The organism is Mycobacterium uberis (assembly GCF_003408705.1).
Lineage (GTDB): Bacteria > Actinomycetota > Actinomycetes > Mycobacteriales > Mycobacteriaceae > Mycobacterium > Mycobacterium uberis.
Genome location: NZ_QAYL01000046.1, coordinates 1 through 1,037, shown reverse-complemented (window position 1 = coordinate 1,037; position 1,037 = coordinate 1). Strand labels below are relative to the sequence as shown.

The following is a 1,037-nucleotide window of genomic DNA, read 5'->3' as shown; positions in this document are numbered from 1 at the left end:
TCGGCTATTCGGGGTACCGCCACACCCGGGGGCAAGGCCGTGTTTGTCTTCCCCGGCCAGGGTTCTCAATGGCTCGGCATGGGAATCGAATTATACGCTGGATACCGGGTATTCGCTGAGGCGTTTAACGCCGTGGTGGGCGAACTGGACCGGCATCTGCTGCACCCGTTACGCGAAGTAATGTGGGGACATAACGAAAATCTTTTGAAAAAAACTGAATTCGCACAACCGGCGTTGTTTGCAGTGGAAGTAGCCTTGTTCCGGTTGTTGGAATCCTGGGGTGTGCACCCAGATTTCGTGATGGGCCATTCGGTGGGTGAGTTGTCCGCCGCGCACGTGGCAGGTGTGCTTTCACTGGAGAACGCTGCGGTGCTAGTGGCCGCCCGCGGCCGGTTCATGCAGGCTCTGCCGGCAGGCGGGGCAATGAGCGCCGTGCAGGCCACCGAAGAACAGGTGCGGCCACTGCTGAGCGCCGATGTGGTTATCGCTGCGGTCAACGGTCCAGCTTCAGTGGTGATTTCAGGCACCCAGGACGCGGTGGCTGCAGTAGCGGACGAACTCCGCACCACCGGCCACCGAGTACACCAACTGGCCGTCTCCCATGCGTTCCACTCCCCGTTGATGGACCCGATGATCGACGAATTTGAAACGGTTGCTGCCGGGCTCACAATCGGGCGGCCCACCATCCCCATCGTGTCGAATGTGACTGGGCAGCTAGCTGAAGACGACTTCGCGTCAGCGGCTTACTGGAAACGACACGTTCGCGAAGCGGTTCGATTCGCCGACAGCATCTGCTACGTGCACTCGGCCGGCGGAAGTCGATTCCTAGAAGTTGGGCCCAGCAGCGGCCTGACCGCATCAATCGAAGAGTCGTTGTCCGATAAACCGGTGATCACGATGTCTGCCCTGCGCAAGGACCATCCCGAGCCTACAACGCTGATCAATGCTATCGCACAAGCGTTCGTTGCGGGTGTAAGTGTGGATTGGCGCGGTGCGTTGGATGGGGCTGGCTTCGTCGAATTGCCGACATATGCCTT

1 protein-coding gene is annotated in these 1,037 nt (G+C 59.7%); it reads left to right on the top strand.

Features of this window, described 5'->3' with window-relative positions; genetic code table 11:
• Window positions 1–1,037: acyltransferase domain-containing protein (locus MUBE_RS14420; protein WP_116541063.1), on the top strand; the 1,037-nt coding region annotated here is incomplete at both ends.